At 61.0% G+C, this 25,787-nt stretch carries 19 protein-coding genes and 3 pseudogenes; 7 read left to right on the plus strand and 15 right to left on the minus strand.

What is annotated here, in order from left to right:
• Positions 1-9: 9 nt before the first annotated feature.
• The 4 genes from pheA to mtnA all read right to left on the minus strand — a co-directional run bounded on the left by pheA (position 10) and on the right by mtnA (position 6,576).
• Entirely contained in the window at positions 10-1,104 is a 1,095-nt protein-coding gene (gene pheA, locus LJU32_23900) for a prephenate dehydratase (GenBank protein WKV88433.1), read from the minus strand.
• Positions 1,104-2,189: a 3-phosphoserine/phosphohydroxythreonine transaminase gene (gene serC / locus LJU32_23905; GenBank protein WKV88434.1), complete on the minus strand. Its 1,086-nt coding sequence runs from the start codon at positions 2,187-2,189 to the stop codon at positions 1,104-1,106. The genes pheA and serC overlap by 1 nt, the downstream gene beginning before the upstream one ends.
• A gap of 231 nt (positions 2,190-2,420) precedes the next feature.
• On the minus strand, positions 2,421-5,075 hold the full coding sequence (gyrA, locus tag LJU32_23910; GenBank protein ID WKV88435.1) for a DNA gyrase subunit A: 2,655 nt from the start codon (positions 5,073-5,075) through the stop codon (positions 2,421-2,423).
• A 424-nt stretch (positions 5,076-5,499) separates the two neighbouring features.
• Complete coding sequence (mtnA, locus tag LJU32_23915; GenBank protein ID WKV88436.1) at positions 5,500-6,576, minus strand: S-methyl-5-thioribose-1-phosphate isomerase; 1,077 nt, start codon at positions 6,574-6,576, stop codon at positions 5,500-5,502.
• A 107-nt stretch (positions 6,577-6,683) separates the two neighbouring features.
• Between mtnA and LJU32_23920 the strand changes: the two genes are divergently transcribed.
• From LJU32_23920 to LJU32_23935, 4 genes and pseudogenes are all read left to right on the plus strand, one after another.
• Complete coding sequence (locus tag LJU32_23920) at positions 6,684-8,018, plus strand: TRZ/ATZ family hydrolase (protein WKV88437.1); 1,335 nt, start codon at positions 6,684-6,686, stop codon at positions 8,016-8,018.
• Between the two features lie 58 nt (positions 8,019-8,076).
• Complete coding sequence (ubiG, locus tag LJU32_23925) at positions 8,077-8,775, plus strand: bifunctional 2-polyprenyl-6-hydroxyphenol methylase/3-demethylubiquinol 3-O-methyltransferase UbiG (protein WKV88438.1); 699 nt, start codon at positions 8,077-8,079, stop codon at positions 8,773-8,775.
• A 4-nt stretch (positions 8,776-8,779) separates the two neighbouring features.
• Positions 8,780-9,451: an N-acetylmuramic acid 6-phosphate phosphatase MupP gene (mupP, locus tag LJU32_23930; GenBank protein WKV88439.1), complete on the plus strand. Its 672-nt coding sequence runs from the start codon at positions 8,780-8,782 to the stop codon at positions 9,449-9,451.
• A 182-nt stretch (positions 9,452-9,633) separates the two neighbouring features.
• Positions 9,634-10,373, plus strand: a pseudogene (locus tag LJU32_23935) (YciK family oxidoreductase).
• Here the strand turns inward: LJU32_23935 and LJU32_23940 are convergent.
• A complete protein-coding gene (locus LJU32_23940) occupies positions 10,360-10,578 on the minus strand; it encodes a hypothetical protein (protein ID WKV88440.1) in 219 nt (72 codons plus the stop codon). The pseudogene LJU32_23935 and the gene LJU32_23940 overlap by 14 nt on opposite strands.
• Before the next feature lie 156 nt (positions 10,579-10,734).
• On the opposite strand from LJU32_23940, the gene LJU32_23945 reads away from it, so the two are divergent.
• Complete coding sequence (locus tag LJU32_23945; GenBank protein ID WKV88441.1) at positions 10,735-11,661, plus strand: GGDEF domain-containing protein; 927 nt, start codon at positions 10,735-10,737, stop codon at positions 11,659-11,661.
• 102 nt (positions 11,662-11,763) lie between these two features.
• Here LJU32_23945 and LJU32_23950 read toward each other — a convergent pair whose 3' ends face one another.
• The 7 genes and pseudogenes from LJU32_23950 to LJU32_23980 all read right to left on the minus strand — a co-directional run bounded on the left by LJU32_23950 (position 11,764) and on the right by LJU32_23980 (position 19,713).
• Positions 11,764-12,558, minus strand: coding sequence for an iron-containing redox enzyme family protein (locus LJU32_23950; protein ID WKV88442.1), 795 nt, complete (start codon positions 12,556-12,558; stop codon positions 11,764-11,766).
• 46 nt (positions 12,559-12,604) lie between these two features.
• Positions 12,605-15,062, minus strand: a pseudogene (locus LJU32_23955) (EAL domain-containing protein).
• 137 nt (positions 15,063-15,199) lie between these two features.
• Positions 15,200-17,017: an ABC transporter ATP-binding protein/permease gene (locus LJU32_23960; GenBank protein WKV88443.1), complete on the minus strand. Its 1,818-nt coding sequence runs from the start codon at positions 17,015-17,017 to the stop codon at positions 15,200-15,202.
• Positions 17,010-17,645, minus strand: coding sequence for a DsbA family protein (locus LJU32_23965; GenBank protein ID WKV88444.1), 636 nt, complete (start codon positions 17,643-17,645; stop codon positions 17,010-17,012). Before LJU32_23965 ends, LJU32_23960 begins: the two co-directional genes overlap by 8 nt.
• Positions 17,646-17,647: 2 nt before the next feature.
• Positions 17,648-18,589, minus strand: coding sequence for a rhodanese-related sulfurtransferase (locus LJU32_23970; GenBank protein WKV88445.1), 942 nt, complete (start codon positions 18,587-18,589; stop codon positions 17,648-17,650).
• Positions 18,590-18,885: 296 nt separating this feature from the next.
• The gene (locus LJU32_23975) at positions 18,886-19,185 is read right to left on the minus strand and encodes a BolA family transcriptional regulator (GenBank protein WKV88446.1); all 300 of its coding nucleotides are present in this window, start codon (positions 19,183-19,185) and stop codon (positions 18,886-18,888) included.
• 12 nt (positions 19,186-19,197) lie between these two features.
• Entirely contained in the window at positions 19,198-19,713 is a 516-nt protein-coding gene (locus tag LJU32_23980; GenBank protein ID WKV88447.1) for a DUF2059 domain-containing protein, read from the minus strand.
• 190 nt (positions 19,714-19,903) lie between these two features.
• Between LJU32_23980 and LJU32_23985 the strand changes: the two genes are divergently transcribed.
• Positions 19,904-21,298, plus strand: a complete 1,395-nt coding sequence (locus tag LJU32_23985; protein ID WKV88448.1) for a class II fumarate hydratase — start codon at positions 19,904-19,906, stop codon at positions 21,296-21,298.
• 123 nt (positions 21,299-21,421) lie between these two features.
• Here LJU32_23985 and LJU32_23990 read toward each other — a convergent pair whose 3' ends face one another.
• Positions 21,422-22,381 (minus strand): DMT family transporter, encoded by a 960-nt coding sequence (locus LJU32_23990; protein ID WKV88449.1) that lies wholly within the window; start codon positions 22,379-22,381, stop codon positions 21,422-21,424.
• Positions 22,382-22,589: 208 nt separating this feature from the next.
• Between LJU32_23990 and LJU32_23995 the strand changes: the two genes are divergently transcribed.
• Positions 22,590-22,781 (plus strand): DUF6316 family protein, encoded by a 192-nt coding sequence (locus LJU32_23995; GenBank protein ID WKV88450.1) that lies wholly within the window; start codon positions 22,590-22,592, stop codon positions 22,779-22,781.
• Between the two features lie 116 nt (positions 22,782-22,897).
• Here the strand turns inward: LJU32_23995 and LJU32_24000 are convergent, their stop codons facing one another.
• Positions 22,898-24,082: a thiolase family protein gene (locus LJU32_24000; protein ID WKV88451.1), complete on the minus strand. Its 1,185-nt coding sequence runs from the start codon at positions 24,080-24,082 to the stop codon at positions 22,898-22,900.
• 103 nt (positions 24,083-24,185) lie between these two features.
• Positions 24,186-25,699, minus strand: a pseudogene (gene pap / locus LJU32_24005) (polyphosphate:AMP phosphotransferase).
• Between the last annotated feature and the right edge of the window lie 88 nt (positions 25,700-25,787).

Here is a 25,787-nt window from a genome sequence, read left to right on the forward strand (position 1 = left end):
TACCGCCCCTTAGAGAACTGCTTTCGGGTAGGAACCCAGCACTTTGAGTGCTACTGCTTCCTGACTGATCTTTTCCAGCACACCTTTGATCAACGGATCACGGTGGTGGCCGACGAAGTCGATGAAGAACACGTAAGTCCATTTGCCGCTGCGCGACGGACGGGTTTCGATGCGGGTCAGGTCGATGCCATTGTCATGGAACGGCACCAGCAGCTCATGAAGCGCGCCGGGCTTGTTGCTCATCGACACGATGATCGAGGTCTTGTCGTCACCGGTTGGCGGCACTTCCTGGTTACCGATCATCAGGAAGCGCGTCGAGTTGTCCGGGCGATCTTCGATTTTCTCGGCAAGACGCGTCAGGCCGTACAGCCCCGCCGCCATATCGCCAGCGATCGCTGCCGAATTCCACTCACCCTTGACCCGCTTGGCCGCTTCGGCATTGCTCGACACCGCGACGCGCTCGACATTCGGGTAATGCGCGTCCAGCCACTTGCGGCACTGGGCCAGCGACTGCGCGTGGGAATAGATGCGGCTGATGCTGTCGGTCTTGGTGTTTTCGCCGACCAGCAGATGGTGGTGGATGCGCAGCTCGACTTCGCCACAGATCACCATGTCGTGTTCGAGGAAGCTGTCCAGCGTGTGGTTGACCGCGCCTTCGGTGGAGTTTTCCACCGGCACCACGCCGAAGTTCACCGCACCGGCGGCGACTTCACGGAACACTTCGTCGATCGCCGCCATCGGCTTGCTGATCACCGCGTGGCCGAAGTGCTTCATCGCCGCCGCTTGGGTGAAGGTGCCTTCAGGGCCGAGATAGGCCACTTTCAGCGGCTGCTCCAGCGCCAGGCACGACGACATGATTTCGCGAAACAGCCGCGCCATTTCTTCGTTGCCCAGCGGCCCCTGATTGCGCTCCATCACGCGCTTGAGCACCTGAGCTTCGCGCTCGGGACGATAGAACACCGGCACTTCGCCTTCGGCCAGCGAGGCCATCTTCACGCGGGCGACTTCCTGGGCGCAACGCGCACGCTCACTGATCAGCTCGAGGACTTTGGTGTCCAGAGCGTCGATGCGAACGCGCAGTGCCTTGAGTTCTTGCTCGGACATCAGCCGTGTTCCTTCTCGAATTCCGCCATGTACGCGACCAGCGCGTTGACCGCGGTGATGTCGACGGCGTTGTAGATGGAGGCGCGCATACCGCCGACCGAGCGGTGGCCTTTGAGGTTGAGCAGGCCGCGCTCGTCGGCACCGGCGAGGAACGGCTTGTCCAGACGATCGTCAGCCAGACGGAACGGCACGTTCATCCACGAGCGATCCGACTTGTTGATCGGGTTACTATAGAGGCCGCTGGCGTCGATGAAGTCGTACAGGGTGCGCTGCTTGACGTCGTTGAGCCTGGCGATCGCTTCAACGCCGCCCTGCTCTTTCAGCCACTGGAACACCAGACCGGACAGGTACCAGGCCAGCGTCGGCGGGGTGTTGTACATCGAGCCGTTATCGGCCGCGACCTTGTAGTTGAGCATGGTCGGGCACAGCGAGCGCGCCTTGCCCAGCAGGTCTTCGCGGATGATGTTGACGACGATGCCACTCGGGCCGATGTTCTTTTGCGCGCCGGCGTAGATCATGCCAAAACGCGAGATATCGACCGGGCGCGAGAGGATGTCGGAAGACATGTCGGCCACCAGCGGCACGTCACCGGTTTGCAGGATCCACTGGAATTCCAGACCGCCAATGGTTTCGTTCGGCGCGTAGTGAACGTAAGCGGCGTCTTTCGACAGGTTCCACTCGTTCTGGCCTGGGATGGCGAAATAGTCGTAAGGCTTGGCAGTGGCAGCAACGTTGACGTGGCCGTAGCGCGAAGCTTCTTCGATGGCTTTCTGCGACCAGATACCGGTGTCGATGTAATCGGCCGAGCCGCCTTCAGGCAGCAGGTTCAGCGGGATCTGCGCAAACTGCTGGCTGGCGCCGCCCTGCAGAAACAGCACTTTGTAGTTCGACGGGATATTCAGCAGGTCACGCAGATCCTGCTCGGCCTGGGTGGCGATGGACACGAACTCATCGCTGCGATGGCTCATTTCCATGACCGACAGACCCTTGCCGTGCCAATCAAGGAGTTCACCCTGGGCGCGCTGCAGGACAGCTTCAGGCAGCGCCGCCGGACCGGCGCAGAAGTTATAGGCTCGCTTGCTCACATCCAATCTCGCTCTGATTTGGTGGTATCACGCAATAAATCACACTACCGATCAACATGGTCCTGTGGGAGCGAGCCTGCTCGCGAATGCATCACCGCGGTGCTTCAGAGGTACCGCAGCGCCTGCTTTCGCGAGCAGGCTCGCTCCCACAGGAGATATCCATGATGTCGAAAATTCATACCGGACAAATAACAAGGGGGCGAATTCTCATCCGCCCCCTCGTTTGTCCGCTTATTCCTGCGGTTCTTCGTCTGCTGCGGCGTCGAGTTGCTGGTCTTCACCGACATCGTCGATGCCGACGCTGCCTGCGATTTCCTCGCCCTCTTCACCTTCGAGCTCTTCGCCTTCGATTTCCGAAGGCTCCTGAACCCGCTCCAGCCCGACCAGGGTTTCATCCTTGGCCAGCTTGATCAGCGTCACGCCCTGAGTATTACGGCCCAGGCTCGACACTTCGTCGACACGGGTACGCACCAGGGTGCCCTGATCGGAGATCAGCATGATTTCTTCGCCGTCGAGCACCTGCACTGCGCCGACCAGACGGCCGTTACGCTCGTTGCTGACCATGGCAATCACGCCCTGACCGCCACGCTTGTACTCAGGGAACTCGGAGATCGCGGTGCGCTTGCCATAACCACGCTCGGAAGCGGTGAGGATCTGGCTGCCTTCTTCCGGGATCAGCATGGAAATCAGCTTCTGCCCTTCCGGCAGACGCATGCCGCGCACGCCGCGAGCGGTACGGCCCATGGCACGCACGTCGGACTCTTTGAAGCGGGTGACCTTGCCGCCGTCGGAGAACAACATTACTTCGCGCTCACCATCAGTGATGGCCGCAGAGATCAGCACGTCGCCTTCGTCCAGCTCCAGCGCGATCAGACCGACGCTGCGCTGACGGCTGAAGGATTCCAGCGGGGTCTTCTTCACGGTGCCGTTGGCGGTGGCCATGAAGATGTAGTGACCTTCGGTGTACTCCTCGACCGGCAGCATGGTGGTGATGTATTCACCGTCATCCAGCGGCAGCAGGTTGACCAGCGGACGACCACGGGCCGCGCGGGAGGCTTCCGGAATCTCGTAGGTCTTGAGCCAGTACACCTTGCCCTTGCTGGAGAACAGCAGCAGCGTGGTGTGGCTGTTGGCAACCAGCAGGTGAGCGATGTAGTCCTCGTCCTTGACGCCGGTAGCCGATTTGCCTTTGCCGCCACGACGCTGAGCCTGGTACGCAGCCAGCGGTTGGGTCTTGGCGTAGCCACCGTGGGAAATGGTCACGACGCGCTCTTCTTCCGGGATCATGTCGCCCAGGGTCAGATCGAGACGGGCATCGAGAATTTCGGTGCGGCGCACATCGCCGTATTCGGCGCGGATCACTTCCAGCTCTTCGCGGATCACTTCCATCAGGCGCACAGCGCTGTTGAGGATGCGGATCAGCTCGCCGATCTGGTTGAGGATCTCTTGATACTCGGCCAGCAGCTTCTCGTGCTCCAGACCGGTCAGACGGTGCAGGCGCAGCTCGAGAATGGCTTGGGCCTGTTCTGGCGAGAGGAAGTACTTGCCTTCGCGCAGGCCGTATTGCGGATCGAGGTTTTCCGGACGGCACGAATCGGCACCGGCGCGTTCAACCATCGCCACCACAGCCGAGGATTCCCAAGGCGTGCTGATCAGCGCTTCCTTGGCTTCCGACGGCGTTGGCGAAGCCTTGATCAGGGCGATCACCGGGTCGATGTTCGACAGCGCAACGGCCTGGCCTTCGAGAATGTGCCCACGCTCGCGCGCCTTGCGCAGTTCGAACACGGTACGACGGGTAACCACTTCGCGACGGTGACGGACGAAGGCTTCCAGCAGATCCTTGAGGTTGAGGATGCGCGGGCGGCCGTCGATCAGCGCGACGATGTTGATACCGAACACCGATTGCAGCTGGGTCTGGGCGTAGAGGTTGTTGAGGATCACCTCAGGCACTTCGCCGCGACGCAGCTCGATCACGACGCGCATGCCGTCCTTGTCGGACTCGTCGCGCAGCTCGGTGATGCCTTCGAGCTTCTTCTCTTTGACCAGCTCGGCGATCTTCTCGATCAGACGCGCCTTGTTCAGCTGGTAAGGCAGCTCGGTGATGACGATCTGCTGACGACCACCGACCTTGTCGATGTCTTCGATGATCGAGCGGGCACGCATGTAAATGCGCCCGCGACCGGTGCGGTAGGCTTCGATGATGCCGGCGCGACCGTTGATGATCGCAGCCGTCGGGAAGTCCGGACCCGGAATGTATTGCATCAGCTCATCGACGGTCAGCTCGGGGTTGTCGATGAGGGCCAGGCAACCGTCGATGACTTCACCGAGGTTGTGCGGAGGAATGTTGGTCGCCATGCCCACGGCGATACCGCTGGAACCGTTGACCAGCAGGTTCGGCACGCGGGTCGGCATGACCGCCGGGATCAGTTCGGTGCCGTCGTAGTTCGGCACCCAGTCCACAGTTTCCTTGTGCAGGTCAGCCAGCAGCTCGTGCGCCAGCTTGGTCATGCGCACTTCGGTGTATCGCATGGCCGCGGCGTTATCGCCGTCGACCGAACCGAAGTTGCCCTGGCCGTCGACCAGCAGGTAGCGCAGGGAGAAAGGCTGGGCCATACGAACGATGGTGTCGTACACGGCAGTGTCACCGTGCGGGTGGTACTTACCGATCACGTCGCCGACGACACGGGCAGATTTCTTGTACGGCTTGTTGTAGTCGTTGCCCAGCTCGCTCATCGCGAACAGTACGCGACGGTGCACGGGCTTGAGGCCATCGCGCGCATCCGGCAGTGCACGGCCGACGATCACGCTCATTGCGTAGTCGAGGTAGGACTGTTTCAGCTCGTCTTCGATATTGACCGGGAGGATTTCTTTGGCCAGTTCGCCCATGAGAAGCCTGATTCCTTTTTCTGGTGAAACTTCGTCATATCCATGTGGGAGCAACGAAGCTCGTCGGGGCCGGCCGAGTGCCATGCGCCGACTTACGACAAATCAACATTTGGATCGCGGATTTGCGCAGTAAAGACAGCTCCGTGGAGCCGCCTCGGAAAACGCCGGATGTTATCACAAAGGCCGCCACGCACCTATCCCCCAGATGCGCATGGAGCATAGTTAGTTGACCGATGACAGGCTTGAGGGGGACGAGAGAGGCTCAGAGCTTCTTTGAATGTGAAATCGGGGGCAGATTTACAGTTGTTTATTGACATTCAGGCCCTCATCGCTGGCAAGCCAGCTCCCACAGGTTCAATGCCGGGCACAAAACCTGTGGGAGCTGGCTTGCCAGCGATGGGGCCCGCTCAGACGCTACAGCCCTTCAATGCAGGCGCTTGCGGCACATCAGCTGGGCCATTTTCGCGGTGTCCGGGCGTTCGACGATGCCTTTCTCGGTGACGATCGCGTCGATCAGATCCGCTGGAGTGACATCAAATACCGGGTTGAACGCTTCAACATCGGCACCGACGCGTTTGCCGCCAACTTCGAGCAGTTCGGCGCCATCACGCTCTTCGATCGGGATGTCATCGCCGCTGGCGAGGTTCATGTCGATGGTCGAACTCGGCGCCACCACCATGAAGCGCACGCCGTGGTGCATGGCGTTGACTGCCAGTTGATAGGTGCCGATCTTGTTCGCCACGTCGCCATTGGCGGTGATGCGGTCAGCGCCGACGATCACCCAGGTCACGCCTTTGGTTTTCATGATGTGCGCGGCGGCGGAGTCAGCGTTAAGGGTCACCGGGATGCCTTCGTTGGCCAGCTCCCACGCGGTCAGGCGCGAGCCCTGCAGCCATGGCCGGGTTTCGTCGGCGTAAACGCGTTCGACCATGCCCTCTATATAAGCAGCGCGGATCACCCCCAGCGCAGTACCGAACCCGCCAGTGGCCAGCGCGCCGGTGTTGCAGTGGGTCAGGATGGCTTGAGCGTTGCCCTGATGCTTGCGAATCAGGTCGACGCCAAGCTGCGCCATGGTCAGGTTGGCCTCGCGGTCGCTTTCGTGAATGGCGACGGCTTCGGCTTCCAGCGCCGCCAGCGGATCGGCGTTGCTTTTCAAACGATCCAGGCGATCGTGCATGCGCCCCAGCGCCCAGAACAGATTGACCGCAGTAGGACGCGAATCCGCCAGCAGGGCAAAATCCTCTTCCAGCGCCGCGTACCAGTCGCCGCCTTCGGCAATCCGCGCCCGCGCTGCGAGGACGATGCCATAGGCCGCGCTGATACCGATGGCCGGCGCGCCACGCACAACCATCGAGCGAATCGCCTCGGCCACGCCGGCGGCGCTGGTGTAGGCGATCCAGGTTTCCTCGAACGGCAAAATACGCTGATCCAGCAGGTGCAGCGCGCCATCACGCCAATCGATGGCCTTCACTTTCTCCGCAGCCAACAGTCGATCGCGCATCCCACACCCCGCACTCATGAACAAAAGCCGCCGATTATAGCGATCCCCCGCGAAGACGCTCGGGTATACTTCGCCATCCTTTACAAAAGCACTGGAACCGACCCTCGATGCCGAAACCTGCCATTGCGCTCGACCTGTTATTGCTGCCGACCTGGCTGGTCCCCGTCGAACCCGCAGGCGTGGTGCTCAAGGAGCACGGCCTGGGCATCCGCGACGGTTGCATCGTGTTTATCGGCCCGCGCGCCGAAGCGTTGAAGTGTAACGCGACAGAAATCCGTGAACTGCCGGACGTTCTGTTGGCGCCGGGACTGATCAACGCCCACGGCCACGCGGCGATGACGCTGTTCCGTGGCCTGGCTGACGATCTGCCGCTGATGACCTGGCTGGAAAACCACATCTGGCCGGCCGAAGGCAAATGGGTCGATGAGGACTTCGTCCGCGACGGCACCGATCTGGCCATCGCCGAGCAGATCAAGGGCGGCATCAGCTGTTTCTCGGACATGTATTTCTTCCCGAAAGTCGCCAGCGAGCGCGTGCACAACAGCGGCATCCGTGCGCAGATCGCCATTCCGATCCTCGATTTCCCGATCCCCGGCGCCAGCAGTGCCGACGAAGCCATTCGTCAGGGCGTCGAATTGTTCGGCGACCTCAAGCATCACGAACGCATCAAAATTACTTTCGGCCCTCATGCACCCTACACCGTCGGTGATGAGAACCTGGAGAAAATCAGGGTGATCGCCGAGGAGCTGGACGCCGCGATCCACATGCATGTGCACGAGACCGCTTTCGAGGTGCAACAGGCCGTCGAGCAAACCGGCGAACGGCCACTGGCGCGCCTCGGCCGCCTGGGCCTGCTCGGGCCGCGCTTCCAGGCCGTGCACATGACCCAGATCAGCGATGACGACCTCGCCCTGCTGGTAGAAAGCAACAGCAGCGTGATCCACTGCCCGGAATCCAATCTGAAACTGGCCAGCGGCTTCTGCCCGGTCGAACGTTTGTGGCAGGCTGGAGTGAACGTCGCCGTCGGTACCGATGGTGCGGCGAGCAACAATGATCTCGACCTGCTCGGCGAAACCCGTACCGCCGCCCTGCTGGCCAAAGCCGTCGCCGGTTCCGCCACCGCGCTGGACGCCCACCGCGCCTTGCGCATGGCCACCCTCAATGGCGCCCGTGCACTGGGGATCGAGGCGCAGGTCGGCTCGCTGGAGCTCGGCAAGGCCGCCGACATCGTCGCTTTCGACCTGTCTGGTCTGGCGCAACAACCGGTGTATGACCCGGTGTCGCAGCTGATCTACGCCACCGGGCGCGATTGCGTGAAACACCTGTGGGTCGCCGGCAAGCAACTGCTCGACGACCGGCGCCTGACCCGTATGGACGAACAACAGCTGGGCGCAACCGCCCGCCACTGGGGCCAGCGCATCAGCGGCCACACCGAATCGTAAACACCGCGGCGCAATATCCGCGGCTACAGCCCTTTTCAGGTTTTTCGAGGAATTGAACATGAGCAACGTCGACCACGCCGAAATCGCCAAATTCGAAGCCCTGGCCCATCGCTGGTGGGACCGCGAAAGCGAATTCAAACCGCTGCATGACATCAACCCGCTGCGGGTCAACTGGATCGACGAACGAGTCAATCTGGCCGGCAAGAAAGTCCTCGACGTCGGTTGCGGCGGCGGCATCCTCAGCGAAGCCATGGCCCAGCGCGGCGCCACGGTGATGGGTATCGACATGGGCGAAGCGCCGCTGGCGGTCGCGCAACTGCATCAACTCGAGTCCGGAGTCAGCGTCGAGTATCGCCAGATCACCGCCGAAGCCCTCGCCGAAGAGATGCCCGAGCAGTTCGACGTGGTCACCTGCCTGGAAATGCTCGAGCACGTGCCGGATCCGTCCTCGGTAATCCGCGCCTGCTTCCGCATGGTCAAGCCGGGCGGCCAGGTGTTCTTCTCGACCATCAACCGCAACCCGAAGGCCTATCTGTTCGCGATCATCGGCGCCGAATACATCATGAAGCTGCTGCCGCGCGGCACCCACGACTTCAAGAAATTCATCCGCCCGTCCGAGCTCGGCGCGTGGAGCCGCATGGCCGGCCTGACCGTCAAGGACATCATCGGCCTGACCTACAACCCGCTGACCAAGCACTACAAGCTGGCCAACGACGTTGACGTCAACTACATGATCCAGACCCTGCGCGAGGAATAAGCCGATGGCCATCAGAGCGGTACTTTTCGACATGGACGGCACCCTGCTCGACACCGCGCCGGACTTCATCGCCATCTGCCAGGCGATGCGCGCCGATCGCGGTCTGCCACCGATCAACGACAAGCACATCCGCGACGAGATTTCCGGCGGGGCCAAGGCCATGGTCGCAGTGACGTTCTCGATGGATCCGGAATCGCCGGGCTTCGAAGAACTTCGTCTGGAGTTCCTGGAGCGCTATCTGGTCGGCTGCGCCGTGCACAGCAAACTGTTCGACGGCATGGCCGAACTGCTCGTTGACATTGAAAAGGCCCACCTGATCTGGGGCGTGGTCACCAACAAACCGCTGCGCTTCGCCGAGCCGATCATGCAACGTCTGGGGCTGGCCGAGCGTTCGGCGCTGCTGATCTGCCCGGATCATGTGAAGAACAGCAAGCCGGATCCGGAGCCTTTGATCCTCGCCTGCAACATGCTTGATCTGGATCCGTCGACCGTACTGTTTATCGGCGATGATCTGCGCGATATCGAATCCGGCCGCGATGCCGGCACCAAGACCGCTGCGGTCACTTACGGCTACATCCACCCGGATGACAACCCACGGCATTGGGGCGCAGACGTGGTGGTGGATCACCCGCTGGAGTTGCGCAAGGTGCTTGATAGCGCGCTTTGCAGCTGCTGACCTGACTGCGCCAAGCTCCCTGTGTGGCAAGGGGATTTATCCCCGCTGGGCTGCGAAGCGGCCCCGCTTTGATCCAGGCAATGTGACACACAGGTTTTGCGACGGCTTCGCCGCCGAACGGGGATAAATCCCCTCGCCACAGGGGTGAAGCAGGTCTTCATGAAAAGGACTACGAGGTTTTTATGTTTGATTACACCGCTCGCCCTGAATTGCTCAAGGATCGGGTCATTCTGGTCACCGGTGCCGGCCGTGGCATCGGCGCGGCTGCGGCGAAAACCTATGCCGCCCACGGCGCCACTGTACTGCTGCTGGGCAAGACCGAAGCCAATCTGACCGAGGTCTACGACGCAATCGAAGCAGCGGGCCACCCGCAACCGGCGGTGATCCCGTTCAACCTCGAGACCGCCCTGCCCCATCAGTACGATGAGCTGGCAGCGATGATCGAAACCGAGTTCGGCCACCTCGATGGCCTGCTGCACAACGCTTCGATCATCGGACCGCGCACGCCGATCGAACAACTGTCCGGCGAAAACTTCATGCGCGTCATGCAGGTCAACGTTAACGCGATGTTCATGCTGACCAGCACCCTGCTGCCGTTGCTCAAGCTATCCCAGGATGCTTCGGTGGTGTTCACCTCAAGCAGCGTCGGGCGCAAGGGTCGCGCGTACTGGGGCGCTTACGGTGTGTCGAAATTTGCCACCGAGGGCCTGATGCAAACCCTGGCCGATGAAGTGGAAGGCGTTGCGCCGTTACGCTCCAACAGCATCAACCCGGGCGGCACCCGCACGAGCATGCGCGCGCAGGCGTATCCGGGGAAAACCCGCTGAACAACCCGACACCGGAAGAGATCATGCCGGTGTATCTGTACCTGATGGGCCCCGACAGCGCGGGCGTCAATGGCCAGGCTTTCAACGCCCAATAACGCCATACGTCGCATTTGTTGCCGCGGCAGAATGCTGTCGCGGCAAGCCATTGCCGCTTGAAACCGTCACAAAGCCGCCAAAAACCCAGCGCGGCGGCCCGTCATCCGTCAGCAAGTCATTGATTCGAAAAGCTTTAAATAAAATCGAACCGAATGGCACGGGTTTCGCTCTAAATTCCCTCAAAACATGCCGTGTGATGGCCATGGGGCAACGCCGATTTCGATAGCTGACTGATCGTCTTGCGGCAGACTAAACTTACGCCAAACGTCCTACGGGACTGATGGATCAGTACGACGCGCAGCCCATAGCCGCTCTCACCCAGCCTGTAAGACAGACTTACTGCTTAGGGGCTCACGCCATATGAAATCTCCTTCCCAGACCCATGCAATTGACTTCGACAGTGCCAAATTGCAGCGCCTGGGCTTCGGTCAACTACCGGCGCTGATCGAGCGCCCGACCAGCCTGGCGCAACTGCGTCAGCAAATGAGCCTGCAACTGCAAACCAGCCTTGAGCCACAGCGCATCCTTGGCCTGTTCTTTCGCGAAATCCAGCGCCTGGTGCCGCTGGACGCCCTCAGCTATGTGCATAAGGCTAGCGACCTGCGCCTGGAGTTCGGCGCGCGCGGTCATCATTCGGTCAGCTACACCCTGAGCCACGAAGGTGAGCACATGGGCGAACTGATCTTCCGTCGCAATCAGCGTTTCAACGACAAGGAACAGGGCGAACTCGAGTCGCTGCTGTCCTGCTTGTTGTATCCGATGCGCAACGCCCTGCTCTATCGCGCTGCAACCCAAAGTGCTTTGCGCGATCCATTGACCGGCGCTGGCAACCGCGTTGCCATGGAGCAGACCTTGCAGCGCGAGATCGACATGTCGCGCCGCCATGTGCAGCCGCTATCAGTACTGATGCTCGACATCGACCACTTCAAGCGGGTCAATGACGATCATGGTCACAGCGCGGGTGATGAAGTGCTCAGAGCGATTGCCGCTTCGATCAAGGCGCAACTACGCAATGTCGACATGGTGTTCCGGTATGGCGGCGAAGAGTTTTTGATTCTGCTGTCCAACACCGGTCGCGAGGCGGCAGCGATGGTCGGCGAGCGTTTGCGCCAGGCGACGCAGTCGGAGGAATACTTTGCCGATGGCCAGTTGATCGAGATCACCGTGAGTCTGGGATGCTCGACGTTACTGCCGGGCGAGTCGGCGGACAGCTTGCTGCGCCGGGCCGACAGTGCGCTCTATGTCGCAAAGCGCGAAGGGCGGAACCGGCTGGCGATGGCCGGCTAAAAATCATTGTGGGAGCGAGCCTGCTCGCGAAGAGGGAGTGTCAGACAACGAGTCGTTGAATGACCCACCGCTTTCGCGAGCAGGCTTGCTCCCACAGTTCGATCAGCTTTCGGTTACGGTCCTGCGCTCGCGGTTGACCAGCAACCGCTCCGAAGTTTCAAGCTGCATGCACCGTTCCAGGAACAGGTACATGTAGTCGTAGCTCTTGCAGATCGCCTGACGCAGCTCTGCCTGCAAAGCCTTGCTCGGGTTCATGCCGGCCAGGGTGCAGATGATTTCCAGCGCTTCCCACGGGTGGGCATCATCGTACTGGGCGTGCATCTTCAACCACTTCATCGCGCGCTTGCGATCTTCTTCCGGAAACGCTGCCGCGTAGACCCCGGTCGAGCAGACCACCGCTGACCATTCCCCGGTCGCGCCCTCGATCGCATAGTTGGTCGCGGCAATTGCCACGATCAGCGGATCTGCCGAGCTGGTGTGCCAGCACCAGTGACTCAGGGCGTGCAGCTCCGGCGGCACTTGCTGGGCCTGAAGATCTTCGAGGCTGACGCCATGGGCGCGGCTCCAGTGCATCCAGTAGTCGGCATGGTTGAGTTCGACGCGGATATTGCGCATCAGCCAGCGCCGCGCCATGTCCTCGCCGGGATGGCGGGCGAAGCGGGTCTTGGTGAGGTTCTGCGCCATGTACAAGGCAAACTGCTCGACCACCGGCCAGCCCCCTATCAGGTACTGGCGCATGGTTTTCGCGCTGAGTTTGTTGTCGCGCATGCGCTGATAAAGTTCATGCTCGACAACCCGGCGCTTACTCTCGCTGCAATCCTTGATGAGCTGTTGCGCCCAGGCAGGATAACTTGCAGCTTCCATGAGGGGTCCGGTTCGGTTGAATGTGTCGATCACTGTTCGGCTCCTTTTGAGTTGTGATGGCAAGGATCGGCGAGAGACTTCAACGGAACGTGCCAGGCGCTTTGAACAACAACGGCTGCGGTCTGGCAGGGCGACTTTGCAAACTGTCACAGGTAAACAACTGCGGACGCTCGATAACATACCCCTGAGCGTAATCCACACCTATTTCAAGCAACGCCTGTTCGATCTGGTTAGTTTCAACAAACTCGGCAATTGTCTGCTTACCCATAACATGACCGATGTGATTGATCACTTCGACCATTGCCCGATTAATCGGGTCGTCCAGCATATCCTTTACGAAACTCCCGTCGATCTTCAGGAAGTCTACAGGCAAATGTTTCAAGTAAGCGAATGAAGACATTCCGGCACAAAAGTCATCCAGGGAAAAGTGACAACCTAAGCCTTTGAGTTCGTTGATAAAACGAATTGCACTGCCAAGATTTGCGATTGCACTGGTTTCAGTAATTTCAAAACAAATCATTTCAGGCGGTATAGCGTAGTTAACAAACTGTTCCCGCAGGAAGTGCAAAAAGGCGTCATCTCCGATAGTAATGCCTGACAGATTAATCGCACACATCGCTAAAGGAAGTTCATGTTCCTGTTCGATGCACTGAGCAATAACCTTGAAAACATTTTCAACTACCCAGCGATCCAACTGGGTCATCAAACCATATCGCTCCGCCGCCGGGATAAAGCTGTCAGGCAGAATCATCCGCCCCGATTCATCATGTAAACGCAGGAGGATCTCGATGTGCCCGGCCTGGCCAGCTTGCGGCTTGAGCGGCGCGATCTGTTGGGCATACAGGCAAAAACGGTTTTCCTCCAGCGCCATGTGCAGGCGCTGCACCCAGGCCATTTCACCGAAACGCATGGACAGTTCTGAATCGTCGGCGTGATAGACCTGCACGCGGTTGCGGCCCTTTTCCTTGGCCATGTAGCAAGCCATGTCCGCCGCGCGCAACGAGGCTTCGAGGGTGGTCGGATTCTGTGCGACATGCACCAGGCCGATACTGACGGTGGTCAGGAATGGCCGCCCTTTCCAGACAAAATGCAGGTTCTGCACCGTCTGGCGCAGGCTCTCGGCAATCTTCTCCGCCACCTCTGGCGGGCAGTTCTGAAGCAGAATGCCGAACTCGTCGCCACCCAGCCGCGCCAGCGTGTCGCCCTCACGCAGGCCCGATTGCAACAGCGTGCAGATATGCCGCAACAGCTCATCGCCTGCCGCATGGCCACAGGTGTCGTTGACCAGTTTGAACTGATCCAGATCGAGGAACATCAGCGCATGCCGCCCGGGCTGGCGCGTCAGGTTGTGCAAGGCCTGCTCGAGGCGATATTCGAATTCGCGACGGTTGGCCAGCCTGGTCAGCGCGTCGTGGGTCGCTTGCCAGGACAGATTGGCGATGTATTGCCGCTCCTGGGTCATGTCGTGCAACACCAGCACCGTGCCGCTGACATTGCCGGCGTTGCGGATCGGCGCACCGACCAGGGTCACCGACAACGTGCTGCCATCCAGACGCTGAATCAGCTTGGAATGTTCGCTGCCGCCACTGAGCTGGCCGCTGAGAATGTGCTCGATCAAGGTCAGCCCTTCGGTCTGGGCGTTCTCGTCAAGCAGGTTGAACAGCGCCGACAACGGCAGGCCCGCCGCCTGCTCGGCCTTCCAGTGGGTCATCACCTCGGCGGCCGGGTTCATGTAATCGATCGCGCCGTTGACGTCGGTGGTGATCACGCCATCGCCAATCGACTGTAGCGTAATGTGCGCGCGATCCTTCTCCAGCTGCAGTGCATGGGCAAATTCATGGCGTTGCTTGAGCAGTTTGTGCGTGCGCCACAGCGCCAGCACGATCAGACCCAGCGCGGTGGCCAGGTTGGTGAACAGCAGCAGGCGCATGATCACCCGCGAGCCTTCGCCCAAGGCATCGCTGAAGGCTTTCGCGGCTGGAGTTACCGCATCGTTGATGGCGAAGATCTGTACTTTCCAGCGCTGCACATCGCCGGGGCTGGCCTGGTTCTGCGCAATGCCCTGATGCATCTCCTGCGCGACTTCGTGCAGCCGGTCGAGGTAGGCATCGCCGATTGTCCAGCGATCGATCGCGGTTTCCAGATAACTGAAATGGCGAAAATTGAGATACAGCCAGATCAGGCTGGAGACGTCGTCCGGGTGATTGCCCCCTTGAGAATGCCTTCACGCGCCGCTTGCAGATCAGGCGGCTGACGATCCAGCGCCAGGCGCAATTGGTGCCCGCCCTGGGGCACGGCGATCGCCGTCAGGTACTTGTTATAGATCGCCTCGTCACGACTGTCGGCGTAAAGGTTGAGGTAATAGATGGCGTCCTTCTGGCCTTTCGACCACAGGCTTTCGCCGGCCACGTAGCCACGCACGGCCGAAAGCACGTAAAGGCTCACGCCCCCAGTAATGCCTGGAACACCACGACAGCAATAAAGGGCCAGACGATACCCAACAACCGTGGTGTTCCCAGAGTCTGCTTTTGCTTCATGAGATTCCTTGCATGAGCACTGCCCGCTCGCCTTCCGGGCGAATTCGCTATGACGAGACTAGGTGGGGTTCTCGTTCAAGGCAAGGCGCGGCTGTACACCGCGCGCAGAACGTCTGACAGGCCGGCAAGGGTTTCGATCAGTGCTGTTGCAGGTTGCCGTAGAGCTTGGCGTACAGACCGCCGTCGGCGATCAGTTGGCGATGGTCGCCGTCCTCGGCGATTTGCCCACCGTCGAACACCAGCACGCGGTCCGCCTGTTTCACCGCCGACAAGCGATGGGCAATGATCAGCGTGGTGCGGCCATTGAGAAACTTCGCCATCGCTTGATGCAGGTTGTACTCGGTGGCGGCATCGAGGGCCGAAGTGGCTTCGTCGAGAATGACTACTTTCGGCTCGGCGAGAATCATCCGCGCAATCGCCAGACGCTGGCGCTGGCCGCCGGACAGACGCACGCCGGAGCGCCCGACGATGCTGTCGAGGCCGTTGGGCAGCGCGCGAATGGTCGCGGCCATTTGCGCGATTTCCAGCGCCTGCCAGCAGGCTTCGTCGCTGCGCATGCGACCCATAGTCAGGTTGGCGCGCACGCTGTCGTTGAACAGCGCGGGATGCTGCAGCACCACCGCGACGTTCTCGCGCACGGTCTCCAGACCGATCTCCTGCTGGGTCGATCCGCCGAAGCGAATGGTCCCGGCCGCTGGCGTGTACAGACCCAGCAGCAACTGCACCAAGGTACTTTTACCGCCGCCGCTGGCGCCGACGATCGCGACTTTTTCACCGGGCAGGATCGACAGGTTCATCTGATCCAGCACCAGTTCGTCGCCATAACCGAAGCTCAGGCCTTGCACCTCGATGCCGACGGTTTCGCGGCCCTTGAACGGATCGACGCCGCCGGGATACTGCGGCTCGTCGGCGCGCGCCAGCAATTCATTGATCCGCGCCAGCGCGCCACCCGCTGCGTAGTAGGCATATTGCAGATTGAGCAGCTGTTCGACCGGGCCGATCATGAACCACAGGTAACTGAACACCGCGAGCATCTGCCCGATCGACAGGTCGGAAAACAACACGGTGAGCATCGCCGCCGCGCGGAAGATGTCGATGCCGAACTGGAACAGCAACCCACTGGCGCGATTCGACGCGTCGGTTTTCCACTGCGAATTGACCGCGTAGTTGCGCACTTCCTGCGCGCGCAAACCGAGGCGCCCGAGGAAATAGCCCTGACGGTTGCCGGCGCGCACTTCCTGAATCGCATCGAGGGTTTCGCTCAGCGCCTGAGTGAAGCGCGAGGTGCTGTCGTTCTCCAGTTTTTTCAGGTGCTTGACGCGTTTGCCCAACTGCACCGTGGCGTAGATCACCAACGGGTTGAACAGCAGAATCAGCAGCGCCAGCTTCCAGTGCATCCACATCAGGATGCTGGCGGTGCCGACCAGCGTCAGCATGGCGACGAGGAAGCGGCTGAGGGTTTCGCCGACGAATTTGTCGAGGGTATCCAGATCGGTGACCAGGTGCGTGGTCACCGTGCCGCTGCCGAGGCTTTCGTACTCGCCGAGGGAAATGCGCTTGAGCCGTTCGATCAGGCGCACGCGAATGCGGTAGACGATGTCCTTGGCCAGCCGCGCGAACAGCCGCGACTGCAACACGCCAAAACATAGGGCGCTGCAACGCAGGGTCAGGGTTACCACCAGCATCAGGCCGATATAACCCGCCGCCTGCTGCCACATGCCCGGCAAAAAATGATTCATGACTTTCAGCGCGGCATCGCCGTGGCCGAGCAGGACCTCGTCGACCAGCAATGGCAGCAGCAAAGGAATCGGCACGCTGCACAGCGTCGCCAGCACGGCCACGCCGTTGGCGATCCACAGGGATTTCTTGTGATGCAGTGCCAGACGCCGGACTTCAGCCCAGCTCAGCCGGTCGACACGCTCTACGGCTGGCGTGTCATCGGCGCGGTCAGACACAGGCCGCGCGCTCCAGCCAGCGGCCGAGCAACGGCGACAGCTCGCTGAGCGGTTGATAGCCGTTGGTCAGCAGCGCCAGTTGCCCGTTGCGCTCGGCCAGCAGGGTCGGGAAACCGGCGATGCCCAGATCCTGCACCCAAGTGAAGTCGGCCTGGGTCGCCTTGTGCTGATCGGCATGATCGAACAACGCTGCGAATTCGATACGCGGCACACCGGCCTGCTCCGCCAGTTCGACCAGCACGCTGGCCTGGGTGACATCGCGTCCTTGGGCGTAAAACGCCTGCTGGATCAGCCCGACCAGTGTCCACGCGCAATCCGGCGCCAGACTGCGCGCGGTGACGATGGCGCGACAGGCAGGCTCAGTGTCATAGACAAAGCCGTCGCGCAACGCACCGTCGAGCTTGAACGGCTGGCCGGTGGCTTCGGTGACCGCCTGCCAGTGCTCAAGAATGTAGCGCCGCGTGGTCGGCTCCAGCGCCGAACCGCTGCCGGTACGCAAGCCGCCGACCACCAGATGCAGCTCCACCCCGGCTGCCTGCGCCTGCTCGACCAGTGCCTTGGCCACCGGAGCAAACCCCCAGCACCATGAACACATCGGATCCATCACGTAGAGCAGGCGCGCAGACATGGTTAAGCCTCGGTGGATGCTTGCTTATAGTTGTAGCCGATCGGGTGCGGCTGGTTGCGCGCCTTGGCCAGTTCGATCTGCTTTTGCCGATCGATGGCGCTGCGCCGGGTCTTCTCGCTGAGCTTGTCCCAGCAATGCGGGCAACTGATGCCGGCGACGTAGTGCTCGGAGGCGCGATCTTCAACACTGACCGGCGTGCGGCAGGCATGACATTGATCGTAGTCGCCTTCCGTCAGGTCGTGGCGCACGGTCACGCGGTTGTCGAAGACGAAGCAATCGCCGCGCCACTTGGTTTCTTCCTGCGGCACCTCTTCGAGGTACTTCAGGATGCCGCCCTTGAGGTGGTAGACCTCTTCGAAACCTTCGCCGAGCATATAGCTCGAGGCTTTCTCGCAGCGAATGCCGCCAGTGCAGAACATCGCGACCTTCTTGTGCACGGCCGGGTCGAAGTGTTCTTTGATGTAGTCGGGAAACTCGCGAAAACTGGTGGTTTTCGGATCGATGGCACCTTCGAAGGTGCCGATCGACACTTCGTAATCGTTGCGCGTGTCGATCAGCAGCACTTCCGGGTCGCTGATCAGCGCGTTCCAGTCCTGCGGCTCAACGTAAGTGCCGACCTTCTTGTTCGGGTCAACGCCTTCGACGCCGAGGGTGACGATCTCTTTCTTCAGCTTGACCTTGGTGCGATAGAACGGCTGCTCATCGCAGTACGATTCCTTGTGGTCGATGTCGACCATGCGCGGATCGTTCTTGAGCCAGGCGAGCAGACCGTCGATGCCTTCGCGGCTGCCGGAAACCGTGCCGTTGATGCCTTCTTCGGCAATCAGCAGAGTGCCTTTGATGCCGTTGTCGACCATCGCTTGCAGCAGAGGCTCGCGCAGGTCAACGTAATCTTCGAGGGTGACGAACTTGTACAGTGCCGCCACGACAATCGGTTGTGTCATGGGTATTTCTCCAGGTGGCTACCCTCGCAAAGGGTGAACCGGATTCAAAAAAACGCGCCGGCTAAGCGGCGCGTTGCGGATTCTAGCAAAAACATGATGTGTTTTGGATTTACTCAGTCTTCTGTGACAACACAAAACCTGTGGCGAGGGGATTTATCCCCGTTGGGTGGCGAAGCAACCCTAAACCCATTCAGCCCCGTTCCTTCTGCCAGGACCGTGGTTACAGGGTTTACGACTGCTGCGCAGCCGAACGGGGATAAATCCCTCGCCACAAAAATCCCGCCACATCCAAAAAATCAGTGCTTGCTACCGCCGGCACAGGTCGGCGACGCCGGGGCGCCGTCGATCTCTGCCCATTCCTGCGGGGTGTAGGTGTGCAGCGCCAACGCATGGAACTCGCCCATCAGCTCGCCGAGCGTGCCGTAGACTTTCTGGTGGCGCTTGACCCGGTTCAGGCCTTCGAACTGCGCGCTGACCACCACCGCCTTGTAGTGGGTCTGTGACCCGCGACTGTGCATGTGGCTTTCATCCAGCACTTGCAGGTGCTCAGGCTGTAACAGGGCCAGCGTCGATTCGATGCGTTGTTGCATGGTCATCACGAACTCCGCTTACTTCTTCTTGGCTGGCGCCGCGGCCGGGGTCAGCTCTTTGGTCATGTCGTCGAGCAGCTTGTTGACCACTGGCACCGCGCTTTCCAGTTTGCCCTGGGTCATCTGCGCCGACTGCTGGGTCAGCTGCGGCATTTTTTCGAGGACTTTCTTGCCCAGTGGCGACTGGTAGAAAGCCACCAGATCTTTCAGCTCGGATTCGCTGAAGTTGCTGGTGTAGAGCTTGACCATGTCCGGTTTCAGCTTGTTCCAGCCGATGGCCTGGTCCAGTGCGGCGTTGGCCTTGGCCTGGTAAGTTTCGAGCACGGCTTTCTTCGACTCAGGGGCTTTGGTCTGTTCAAAGCGCTGGGCGAACATTTGCTGCACTTGCATGTACACCGGGGTGCCCAGCTTGTCAGCGTGAGCCAGCGTCAGGAAAGCTTCGGCACTGGCGTTGTGGCTGGCGGTATCGGCAAGCACCTGGCCGCTGGCGCAAACCAGTGCAACCGCGGTACAGATGGCGCGAAGACGAGTCATCGAGTTTCCTTTAAGCAAAGCGAGGTCGAACCCCAAGGGCGACCATTCTGCGCCTAACAATCGCTGTGGCTCAACCCCGGCCCTTGCCGCGCTTGATTGGCGGGGTTTTGCGGTCAACAATCGAGTCGATGGAACCACCCGGGCCGACGCCGGCCTAAATTGCGCCAACAGACCAACAGGAGTGTGCACGATGAGCCGTATCGAAACCGACAGCCTGGGCCAGATCGAGGTCCCGGACGACGCTTACTGGGGTGCTCAGACGCAACGCTCGCTGATCAACTTCGCCATTGGTCAGGAACGCATGCCGCTACCGGTGCTGCACGCCCTGGCGCTGATCAAGAAAGCCGCCGCGCGGGTCAACGACCGCAATGGCGACCTGCCCGCCGACATCGCTCGCCTGATCGAACAGGCCGCCGATGAAGTCCTCGCCGGCGAGCATGACGAGCAGTTCCCGCTGGTGGTCTGGCAGACCGGCAGCGGCACCCAGAGCAACATGAACGTCAACGAAGTGATCGCCGGTCGCGCCAACGAGCTGGCCGGCAACCCGCGCGGCGGCAAGTCGCCGGTGCACCCCAACGATCACGTCAACCGCTCGCAAAGTTCCAACGACTGCTTCCCCACTGCCATGAGCATTGCCACCGCCAAAGCGGTGCAGGAACAACTGCTGCCGGCGATTGCCGAGCTGTCCGGCGGCCTCGCTGAACTGGCGGCGCGGCACATGAAACTGGTGAAGACCGGGCGCACGCACATGATGGACGCGACGCCGATCACCTTCGGCCAGGAGCTGTCCGGCTTCATCGCGCAACTGGATTACGCCGAGCGCGCGATTCGCGCGGCGTTGCCGGCGGTCTGCGAGCTGGCTCAGGGTGGCACCGCAGTCGGCACCGGGCTGAATTCACCGCACGGCTTCGGTGAGGCGATTGCCGCCGAACTTGCTGCGCTGTCCGGTTTGCCATTCGTCACCGCGCCGAACAAGTTTGCCGCGCTGGCCGGCCATGAGCCACTGGTGACGCTGTCCGGCGCGCTGAAAACCCTCGCCGTGGCCTTGATGAAGATCGCCAACGACCTGCGCTTGCTCGGTTCCGGTCCGCGCGCAGGTTTCGCTGAAGTGAAGTTGCCGGCCAACGAGCCGGGCAGCTCGATCATGCCCGGCAAGGTCAACCCGACCCAGTGCGAAGCGCTGTCGATGCTCGCCTGTCAGGTGCTCGGCAACGACGTGGCGATCGGTATCGCCGCCAGCCAAGGACACTTGCAGTTGAACGTGTTCAAACCGGTGATCATCCACAACCTGCTGCAATCGATCCGTTTGCTCGGCGATGGCTGCAGCAACTTCCAGCAGCACTGCATCGCCGGGCTCGAGCCGGATGCCGAGGCCATGGCCCAGCACCTGGAACGCGGGCTGATGCTGGTGACCGCGCTGAACCCGCACATCGGTTATGACAAGTCGGCGGAGATCGCCAAGAAGGCCTACAGCGAGGGGCTGACCTTGCGTGAGGCGGCGTTGCAGCTGGGTTATCTGACCGATGAAGAGTTCGATGCCTGGGTGCGGCCGGAGAACATGATCGAGGCCGGGGCCAAGGGCTGAAATCTTCAGTGCCTGGAAGTCAGCCTTCGCGAGCAAGCTCGCTCCCACAGTGGACTGCATTCTCATGCTGGGAATGCGCAAAAATGTGGGAGCGAGCTTGCTCGCGAATGCGGCCGGCGCGGTTCAACTGGCTGCCATCTTCATCCGACGCGCCTTCAATCCTGCAATCATCGACGGCCCCAACGCCACCAGCGCCGAACCCAGCACCACCAGCACCGCCCCGCCATAGCCCAGCGCATTGATTTGCTCGGCATGCACGTACTCCGGCCAGATCCGCGCCGCAATCGCCACCGCAACAAACGTCACCAGCGGCGTGATCGCCAGCGTCGCGCTGACCCGCGATGCTTCCCAGTGCGCCAGTGCTTCGGCGAATGCGCCGTAGGCGATCAAGGTGTTCATGCAGCACGCCAGCAGCAGCCAGCCCTGCAACGGGCTCAGGCTCAGCGCTTCCAGCGGATGCACCCACGGCGTCAGCAACAGCCCGCAGAACAGATAGATCACCATCATCACCTGCAACGAATTCCACACCGTGAGCAATTGCTTCTGGCCCAGCGCATAGAAGGTCCAGACCGTCGACGCCAGCAGCACCAACAGCACGCCGGCGGTGTAATCGGACAGCGAAGTCAGCAGCTCGGCCAGGCGCTGATTGAAAAACAGGCCGAAGCCGATCAGCAACACGAGCAAGCCGATGCCCTGGCCGATGCTGAAGCGCTCCTTGAACACGAACAGACTGGCGATCAGCAGCATGATCGGCCCCATTTGCACCACCAATTGCGCGGTGCCGGGGCTGAGCAGGTTGAGGCCCATCAGGTACAACACGTAATTGCCGACCAGCCCCAGCACCGCCATCAGTACCAGCCAGCCACCCTTCGGCCCGAGCACCTTGCGACTTGGCAGGCGCTTGACCGACGCCAGATAGATGAACAGGCAGCCACCGGACACCATCAGGCGAAACCAGGTCACCGTGACCGGGTCCATCACCTGCAATACCTGTTTGAGCTTGATCGGCAGGATGCCCCACAGAAACGCGGTCAGCAGCGCCAGGAACAGTCCGTACACCCAGCGCCCCGATGAAATGTGCATGCGAACCCCAAAAGCCTGCTGACAAGAACACTCATTCTAGGCGTCCGGCTGCGCACAACACAGGGACAGTTGCCGGCAGGCCGCGAATGAAACTGTGCAGGTCGCAGCAGTAAACCGGCGCGCCGCCGTTGATCGGCCGGGCAGGCGCGCCAAGTGCTTCAGGCATAAGCTGATTGCAGACTTTTCAACGCATAGCAGGGAGACCTACATGTACGCCATGCGCGCCGAGGACAGCGCCCCCGCCACCCGTTTTCGCAGCGACCGCGTGTGTCGGGTCAATGGCGAGCTGTATTTCAGCACCCGGGAAAATACCCTTGAGGGGCCGTTTGACGGTCAGGTGATCGAGCGGGAAATTCAGGCTTATATAGCGCGGATGCAGCGGCAGGGTTCCAAGGGCTAACCGTGTTGATCCCATCGCTGGCAAGCCAGCTCCCACAGGATTTTTGACATATACAAAACCTGTGGGAGCTGGCTTGCCAGCGATGGCGATCTGACCGACGACAACGAACGGAGGATTTAGCGCACCGCCTCAAACAACCCGCTCGCCCCCATCCCGCCACCCACGCACATGGTGACGATGCCGTAACGCAAATCGCGCCGCTGCAATTCCCGAATCAGGTGCCCGACCTGGCGCGAGCCGGTCATGCCGAACAGGTGACCGATGGAGATCGAGCCGCCATTGACGTTGTACTTGTCGTTGTCGATTTCCAGCCGATCTCGGCTGTACAGGCACTGCGAAGCGAACGCCTCGTTCAACTCCCACAGATCGATATCCGCCACTTGCAGGCCTTTGGCCTTGAGCAGCTTCGGTACCGAGAACACCGGGCCGATGCCCATTTCGTCCGGCTCGCAACCGGCCACAGTGAAGCCACGGAAGAACGCTTTCGGCTTGAGTCCGAGTTCCAGCGCCTTGTCCAGGCTCATCACCAAGGTCATCGAGGCACCGTCGGACAGCTGCGATGAATTGCCCGCCGTCACCGAACCGTCGTCGGCGAACACCGGCTTCAGTCCGGCAAGGCTTTCGTAGGTGGTGTCCGGGCGGTTGCAGTCGTCGCGCTCGACCACGCCATCGACAATCTGCACCTCGCCACTGTTCTTGTCTTCGACGCGGTATTTCACCGCCATCGGCACGATTTCATCGTCGAACAGACCGGCGGCCTGGGCCTGAGCGGTGCGCAGCTGGCTTTGCAGCGCATAGCGATCCTGGGCCTCGCGGCTGACGCCATAACGCCGGGCGACCACTTCGGCGGTCTGGCCCATGGTGTAGTAGATGCCGGGGGTCTGTTGCTTGAGCAACGGGTTGATCAGGTGATCGGTGTTGACGCTTTTCAGGGTCAGGCTGATCGACTCGACGCCGCCTGCAACGATGATGTCGCTGCAACCGGAGGCGATCTGGTTGGCGGCAATCGCAATCGCCTGCAAACCCGACGAGCAGAAGCGGTTGAGAGTCATGCCGGCGGTGCCGGTGCCCAGGCGCGAGAGCACCGCGACGTTGCGGCCAATGTTGTAGCCCTGCGCGCCTTCGTTGGAGCCGGCACCGACGATGCAGTCCTCGACACTGGCCGGGTCGATATCGTTGCGGGTCAGCAGCGCATTGACGCAGTGGGCCGCCATGTCATCGGGGCGGGTCTGGTTGAACTTGCCGCGAAAGGATTTGGCCAGGCCGGTCCGCACGCTGTCGACGATCACCACTTCACGCATGGCATACCTCATTGTTGTTGTCGGTTGAGAGTGGACCTGAGCATAAGTCCACCTTCTTGCCGACCGCGAGGATCATTCACCCGGCGTATGCGCGGCCATCGCTTCAGTCCTTGTGCTTTTTGGCCTTCTTGTCGGATTTCTCGAAGGCGTCTTCCAGCGCGCGGTTGATGGTGCGCAACACTTTCACCCGTGCCCAGCGCTTGTCGTTGGCCTCGACCAGCGTCCACGGCGCAATCTCGGTGCTGGTGCGGTCGACCATGTCGCCCACGGCTGCACGATAAGCGTCCCATTTTTCCCGATTGCGCCAGTCGTCTTCGGTGATCTTGAAGCGCTTGAAGGAAATCTCTTCGCGCTCCTGGAAGCGCTCCATCTGCGTATCCTTGTCGATGGCCAGCCAGAACTTGACCACGATCACGCCGGCGTCGGCCAATTGCTCTTCGAAGTCATTGATCTCGCCGTAGGCGCGCAGCCAGTCGGCCTGGGTGCAGAAACCTTCGACCCGCTCAACCAACACCCGCCCATACCAGGAGCGGTCGAACACAGTAAATTTGCCCCGCGCCGGAATGTGCCGCCAGAACCGCCACAGGTACGGTTGCGCGCGTTCTTCTTCGGTTGGTGCGGCGATCGGGACGATGCTGTACTGACGCGGGTCGAGCGCCGCCGCGACTCGGCGGATAGCCCCGCCTTTGCCGGCCGCGTCATTGCCTTCGAACACTGCCACCAGCGCATGGCGACGCATGCGTTTGTCACGCATCAGCCCGGACAGGCGCGCCTGCTCGGTAATCAGTTGTTCTTCGTAGTCTTTCTTGTCCAGACGCTGTGTCAGGTCAAGGCTGTCGAGCAGATTCAACTGATCGACCGGCGTACCCAAGGGCGCGGCGCTGACCTCGCGCGGATTGACCTCGGCACGCTTGAGCGCATTTTGCAGGCCCTCGAGGAGAATCTTGCCCACCGCCAGGCTGCGGTAGTTGGCGTCGGCGCCTTCGATGATGTGCCACGGCGCGTAATCGCGGCTGGTGCGGCGCAGCACGCGCTCGCCGTATTTGACGAATTTGTCGTAGGTCTGCGATTGCTGCCAGTCCAGCGGGCTGATGCGCCAGCTGTGCAACGGGTCGTCGGCCAGCGCTTTGAGCCGCGCTTTCATCTGTTTTTGGACAGGTGGAACCAGAACTTGAAGATCAGCGCGCCTTCATCGCAAAGCATTTTTTCCAGACGCTCGGCGCCAGCGATGGCCTGATCCAGACGCGGATCCTTGAACAAACCATGAACCCTGCCCTGGAGCATCTGGCTGTACCAGTTGCCGAAGAAAATCCCCATTCGACCCTTGGCCGGCAGCATCCGCCAGTAGCGCCACGCCGGTGGCCGTGCGAGTTCTTCATCGGTTTGCTGGTCGAAGGTGCGCACTTCAATCAGGCGCGGGTCCATCCATTCATTGAGCAATTTGACCGTCTCGCCCTTGCCCGCCCCTTCGATGCCGTTGATCAGGATGATCACCGGGAAGCGCTTCTGCTGCTGCAATTCGAACTGGGCTTCAAGCAAGGCATCGCGCAGCGCAGGGACCGCCGCCTCATAAGTGTCTTTGTCGATGGCGTGACCAATTTCAGCGGATTCGAACATGGGACGGCTCCTTCCAGGGTTCAGCAAGACTAGCGGATTGGGCACGGACGCGGCGCATAAATTCCCATGAACTCAGGACGGGAGGAGA

Source organism: Pseudomonas sp. B21_DOA (genome assembly GCA_030544685.1).
Taxonomy (GTDB): Bacteria; Pseudomonadota; Gammaproteobacteria; order Pseudomonadales; family Pseudomonadaceae; genus Aquipseudomonas; species Aquipseudomonas fluorescens_AO.